Here is a 6,292-nt window from a genome sequence, read left to right on the forward strand (position 1 = left end):
CTTATGCTTTGCTTGCCGCTGCTTCCTTCACCATATCGACGAAATAAGCATGCAGTCTGTGATCGTCCGTCAGTTCCGGATGATAGGAAACCGCTAGAAGATGACCTTGCCTTGCCGTTACGATCTCGTCCCGGTAAGTGGACAATACGTCAACAGCCGAACCAACCTTCTTGATTAGTGGCGCTCGGATAAACACTGCGCGTACAGGCTCATCGATACCCTTTACCGATAAATCCGTTTCAAAACTTTCCTGCTGGCGGCCAAAGGCATTGCGCGCAACAGTCATGTCCATGAGACGCAGGTGCGCGTCTTCTTGTCCTTCAATTTCGTCAGCTAATACGATAAGTCCTGCGCATGTGCCAAACAGCGGCTTGCCTTGCGCGGAGAAATCCGCAATAGCTTCCATAAAACCGTATTTCCGCATTAGTCTACCGATGGTTGTGCTTTCGCCGCCAGGGATAACAAGTCCCTGCAGCTCATCCAGCTGCTCAACCCGCTTAACGGCGACCGCCTCAGCGCCCGCCGCTTCCAAGCTTCGTATATGCTCTGCCACTGCGCCCTGAAGCGCAAGTACACCTATCTTCATCGCTCTGTTCGCCTTCCTTTACGGGCAAGGGCCGGCAGCGCAATTCGCGCGAAGCCGGCACCTGCATATTACATCTATTAGATACCGCGGTCTTGCATGCGCTCTGAAGAGTTTAGCTTGGAAATTTCGATCCCCTTCATAGCAGCTCCCAAGTTTTTCGATACTTCAGCAATAAGCTTGTAGTCTTGATAGTGAGTCGTTGCTTCAACGATGGCACGAGCGAATTTCTCTGGGTTCTCGGATGTGAAAATACCGGAACCAACGAATACGCCGTCTGCTCCAAGGTGCATCATCAATGCCGCATCGGATGGTGTAGCTACTCCGCCTGCTGCAAAGTTAACCACTGGAAGCTTGCCTGTCTCATGAACGTTAAGAAGCAAGTCATAAGCTACACCAAGAAGCTTAGCTTCATGATACAGCTCGTCCTTCGACAAACCTTGAATTTTACGGATTTGACCGTTGATCAAGCGAAGGTGGCGAACAGCCTCTACGATATTGCCTGTTCCTGGCTCACCTTTTGTACGAAGCATTGCTGCTCCTTCTTGAATACGACGCAAAGCTTCTCCAAGGTCTTTCGCTCCGCACACGAATGGAATGGTAAAATCATGCTTGCTAATGTGGAACACTTCATCTGCTGGAGTAAGAACTTCACTCTCATCGATATAGTCAACGCCCATGGACTCGAGCACTTTAGCTTCTACATAATGCCCGATACGAGCCTTTGCCATAACCGGAATAGAAACAACTTTCATAACCTCTTCAACGATTGTCGGATCAGCCATACGAGCTACTCCGCCTGCTGCGCGAATTTCGGAAGGGACGCGCTCAAGCGCCATTACTGCTGTTGCCCCTGCTGCTTCTGCTACTTTTGCTTGCTCGGCGCTCATAACGTCCATAATGACGCCGCCTTTTTGCATTTCTGCCATGCCGCGTTTTACGCGCGATGTACCTGTTTCCATGCTTCAAATCCTCCTATTTTCATCCAATAAAATGTATATTACCGCAGTTGTTCTAACCATTGATTTTACAGGAACCAAGATTAATCGACAAGCCTTGATTTACTTTATTTCCTTGTTTAGTACTCGGATTAGAACAAATTGACGATTCCGTTAAACAATCCAGCGAAAAAATCTCCAATTGCGCGGAACATCAGGCGGAACCAGCCTGCCTTCTGGCCGTCCTCCGTCGTAATGAGGTTAACCGTACGAGTAAGCTCTTGCTTGCTCTCATCGTCCGTGTATTTATAAGTGACTGTACCCACGACGGTTCCTACAGGAATAGGTGCTACAAGCTCGGTCTCGGGCTTCACTTCACTCGACACAACCTCAATTTTTGGCTCAACGCCTTTTTTAACCATGAACGTAATATCTTTATCGGTCACAATCGGCAATGTTTTTTTCTTGCCCTTCTTAATCTTGACCGTTTTCACTGTTTCTACCACAGATTTTGGCGCGAGCACCGTTTTTTTCTCAAATGTTGCAAATCCGTAATCGTACATCTTCGCTGTTTCATTGAAACGGGCAGACTTCGATGAGGTATCCATGACCACGCTAATAAAGCGCTGCTCTCCGCGTTTCACCGTACCTGTGAAGTTATATCCAGCAGCATCGATGAAACCGGTTTTCATGCCATCCACGCCTTCATAAGCCAAATGCTTCAAGCCTTTTTGATTTACATTCGTACCAAGCATCCAGTTAATGTTAACGATTGCTGTTTTATCACGCTCGCGGAATTTGTATTCCTGCAGCTTAGAGTATTCAAGAAACTCCGGATGCTCTCTCAAAATAATCTGAGCCAGCTTCGCCATATCTGCCGCAGATATAACCGTTTTTTCTGATAAACCCGTTGCACTTGTAAAAATAGCTGTTTTCAAATCTAGTTCTTTCGCTACTTCATTCATTTTCGTAACAAAACCTTGCTCGCTGCCCGAAATTTTTGAAGCGAGTGCAATTGTTGCATCATTTGCAGAACCTACCGCCATAGCGCGATACAAATCCAAAACCGTATGTTGATCTCCTTGTGCTAGAAATACCGATGATCCGTCTGGCGGGGTAGAGGCTGCTTCCGCACTCGTTGTAATGACCTCTTCCCAAGATAGACGCTCATTCGAAATTTCTTCAAGGACGATATATTCCGTCATTAGCTTGGTCATGCTTGCCGCAGGAAGCGGTTCCTCCGAATTTACCTCATACAAAACTTGACCGGAATCCGCGTCAATTAAAATAGCAGCTTTAACCTGCAAGCCTAAAGTATTTTCCGTGCTGGGCCTTCCTTCATAACCATTTGCCATAACTACCGCAGAACCAAGCGACAGCATTACCATCCATACCGCCATGCTTGCAGCGATAACCGTCTTTAACCGAACCGGCCTTACCTTATCCTTCAACGTCGTCTCCCCTTTTCCCACTTGGTTTGTCCGTTGTTAATTGTAACATATCAAACCCTCACAATTAAACCTCTAGGAGGCAGTAGAGAAATGAGTAATCCTTCATAAAAAAAGACAAGGATTAGCGATTCGCTCGCCTTTCCTTGTCTAATTAACATGCAATTCAAAAAATGAGAATTATAGAGAGTAGTTCGGAGCTTCTTTCGTGATTTGCACATCATGCGGATGGCTCTCACGAAGGCCTGAACCCGTAATGCGAACAAACTGCGTATCATTCTTAAGCTCGTCCAAAGATGCCGTACCGCAGTAACCCATACCAGAACGCAAGCCGCCCAGTAATTGATGCACAGTATCAGCAAGTGGCCCTTTGTAAGGCACACGACCTTCAATGCCTTCCGGTACCAGCTTGTTCTCATTCTCTTGGAAGTAACGATCCTTACTTCCTTCCTTCATTGCGCCAAGGGAACCCATCCCGCGGTATACCTTAAAGCTGCGTCCTTGGAAAATTTCCGTTTCTCCTGGGCTCTCAGCTGTACCTGCGAACAAGCTTCCGATCATAATCGCACTTGCTCCCGATGCAATTGCTTTCGTAATGTCGCCGGAATACTTAATTCCGCCATCTGCGATAACCGGAATGTTGTATTCGCGGGCTACGCTTGCGCAATCGTAAATCGCCGTAATTTGTGGAACACCGATTCCTGCAATAACGCGAGTCGTACAAATCGAGCCAGGTCCGATACCCACTTTAACAACAGAAGCACCTGCTTCGATAAGATCACGAGTCGCATCACCAGTAGCAACGTTGCCTGCAATGATCGTAAGATCTGGATAAGTAGCACGCAGCTTGCGAACCGCATCCAGAATGTTGATGTGGTGTCCATGTGCCGAGTCAACAACGAGTACATCAATACCCGATTGTACCAATGCTTCCGCGCGATCCATCGTGTCCTTGGAAATCCCAACCGCTGCTCCGCAAAGCAAGCGTCCGTGCTGATCCTTCGCCGCATTCGGGAATTGGATCGCTTTCTCAATATCTTTAATCGTAATAAGACCTTTGAGCGTATTGGATTCATCGATAAGCGGCAGCTTCTCGATCTTATGCTTCTGCAGAAGCACTTCAGCTTCCTGCAATGTTGTGCCGACAGGAGCCGTTACCAGGTTATCGCGTGTCATTACTTCGTTTATTTTAATGGAATAATCATGTACGAAACGCAAGTCGCGGTTTGTCAAAATACCGACAAGCTTCTTGTCTTGATCAACAATCGGTACACCCGAAATGCGGTATTTCCCCATCAGCTCTTCTGCGTCATAAACATGGTGATCAGGTGTAAGCGAAAACGGATTTGTAATTACGCCGCTCTCCGAACGTTTTACGCGGTCTACTTCCTCCGCTTGCAGTGCAATCGACATGTTCTTATGAATGATGCCGATACCACCCTCACGCGCTATTGCAATCGCCAATGCGGCTTCTGTAACGGTGTCCATGCCTGCGCTAATGAGCGGAATATTTAGCTTAATCTTCTCGCTTAATCGAATCGAGATGTCAACTTCCCTAGGCAGCACTTCTGATTTGCGCGGAATAAGCAGGACGTCGTCAAACGTTAGCCCTTCTTTGGCGAATTTTGTTTCCCACACGAGTATGTTCCTCCCTTAATTTAAGTACGTCTCACATATATTATTAGCAATATTAGCAGAGGGGGTATAGGCTGTCAAGGCTGATAAATAGCTTTGTTGCATTCACTTTATGCTCCAATTGACAGATCGAATTAACGCTATTTCTTTAGAAAAAGTCAGGTAAATATGTCGTTCGTTCGGGAATACGCTCTTGTAAGCGTTTAATCCCAATAATATCGCCCTGAATATGACCGATTTGGGACAATTGCAGCGGACGCATATAGCCTATTAGCATGGCCGTAAACGAACCAATATTGAGCTTAATTGCATCTAGTTTCCTCTCATTTTCACCATGTTTGCTTAAAGTGGCCTTCCCAGATGCAGCTATACGCAGCAAATAGCATCCATTATTCCAAGGAGCATGCTCATCTGAAAGCTCAATCGAAAGTTCAATTTCCTCGCTTGCAGCCTCAAAATCATACTGAGATATAAAGGCCTCTGCATCTACAATGCGAGCCATGAAGTACGGAATAATCTCCTGCTTGATTCTTGGATTCGACAGTTGAAACGGAAGCAAATCATCGGAAGGTACAGTAATGGTAATCTCATTAATCATGGAATCATGCTGAGCAATAAATGACCATAACGCTTCTCTTGCCTGCTCACTTAAATAGATGAGCTCATGTACACTTAATCGATAATCCTTCACTTCATAGATCAAATAACCAAGGGCTGAGCCATTTTTATCATAGTAAAGGACAATCTGACCCGGCTTTCTCACATTTATGCGATATTTCCACCAAAACTCCGATCGAACCAGAGAACCATTGTACTTAGAAGCGTACGCTTCATATAGATCATTCAATTCGTTAAGGCTCCCGCCAAAGCGCTCGATGTGGCCTTCATACTTGCTTCGAACAGGTAATTGCTCTGTCTTTATCGTATATAGTTTATTTTCAGTATACGTTTCCCAACCAAACTTACGGTAAAAACCAAACGCAAAGGGATGAAGAAAGGAAACGGTTTGCCCTTTGGCCTTCATTTCTTTCAATGATTGAACCAGAATTTGCGCTACCAAGCCCTGTCTTCTATACTCTGGCCATGTGGCAACTCCCGCAAGACCGCCCATATCAAATCGCTTCCCGCCGATAAAGGCTTGCAGCTCCAGTACTGCAGCTTGTGCAGCGAATTGTTGATCCACATAGGCAGCATATCTTACAGTCGGCTCAGCAGCGAACTGCTCTTTGGACCGCTCCAACTCATCGGCAGACTTCTTATATTGAAAAGCAAATTGCGACAACGCCATGCTCTCGTCAAAATGTTCAATGCTCATATGTTTGATTTCAATAGCTTTCTCCACTTAATCAGCCTCCTAATTCCTTATTGTTTTATAATACCGGAAAACAACAAAAAAACCTATCGCATCACATGCGATAGGTCTCTCGTGCTTGGCGACGTCCTACTCTCCCAAGACCCTGCGGTCTAAGTACCATTGGCGCTGGAGGGCTTAACGGTCGTGTTCGGTATGGGAACGCGTGGTTCCCCTCCGCCATCGCCACCAAACGTAGCGTGTTGCACGCTGAAAACTGGATACGAAAGATTAGGCTTGCTGAAGCCTTGTCGCTGCTGTCTACCGGATGTATGGGTCACAGTAAACGTGTTTAGGATAAGCCCTCGACCGATTAGTATTCGTCAGCTCCACACAT

5 protein-coding genes and 1 rRNA gene are annotated in these 6,292 nt (G+C 46.3%); all 6 read right to left on the minus strand.

The features are described 5' to 3' along the window. Window position 1 precedes the first annotated feature (1 nt). The 6 genes from pdxT to rrf all read right to left on the minus strand — a co-directional run bounded on the left by pdxT (window position 2) and on the right by rrf (window position 6,149). On the minus strand, window positions 2-586 hold the full coding sequence (pdxT, locus tag E0496_RS20180) for a pyridoxal 5'-phosphate synthase glutaminase subunit PdxT (RefSeq protein ID WP_141503630.1): 585 nt from the start codon (window positions 584-586) through the stop codon (window positions 2-4). A gap of 77 nt (window positions 587-663) precedes the next feature. Then, complete coding sequence (gene pdxS / locus E0496_RS20185; RefSeq protein WP_141503631.1) at window positions 664-1,545, minus strand: pyridoxal 5'-phosphate synthase lyase subunit PdxS; 882 nt, start codon at window positions 1,543-1,545, stop codon at window positions 664-666. 128 nt (window positions 1,546-1,673) lie between these two features. After that, window positions 1,674-2,993, minus strand: a complete 1,320-nt coding sequence (locus E0496_RS20190) for a D-alanyl-D-alanine carboxypeptidase family protein (protein ID WP_241674903.1) — start codon at window positions 2,991-2,993, stop codon at window positions 1,674-1,676. Window positions 2,994-3,149: 156 nt separating this feature from the next. Continuing rightward, the gene (gene guaB / locus E0496_RS20195; RefSeq protein ID WP_141503632.1) at window positions 3,150-4,607 is read right to left on the minus strand and encodes an IMP dehydrogenase; all 1,458 of its coding nucleotides are present in this window, start codon (window positions 4,605-4,607) and stop codon (window positions 3,150-3,152) included. Window positions 4,608-4,752: 145 nt separating this feature from the next. Continuing rightward, window positions 4,753-5,946, minus strand: coding sequence for a GNAT family N-acetyltransferase (locus E0496_RS20200; RefSeq protein WP_141503633.1), 1,194 nt, complete (start codon window positions 5,944-5,946; stop codon window positions 4,753-4,755). An 86-nt stretch (window positions 5,947-6,032) separates the two neighbouring features. Beyond that, a 5S ribosomal RNA gene (gene rrf / locus E0496_RS20205) occupies window positions 6,033-6,149 on the minus strand. Window positions 6,150-6,292 lie beyond the last annotated feature (143 nt).

The sequence above is a fragment of the Paenibacillus luteus genome (assembly GCF_006542765.1).
GTDB lineage: Bacteria > Bacillota > Bacilli > Paenibacillales > Paenibacillaceae > Pristimantibacillus > Pristimantibacillus luteus.

Bases quoted from the DNA above. Each gene is read 5' to 3' on its own strand.
- pdxT (WP_141503630.1), bottom strand. From the start codon at position 586: ATGAAGATAGGTGTACTTGCGCTTCAGGGCGCAGTGGCAGAGCATATA.
- pdxS (WP_141503631.1), bottom strand. From the start codon at position 1,545: ATGGAAACAGGTACATCGCGCGTAAAACGCGGCATGGCAGAAATGCAA.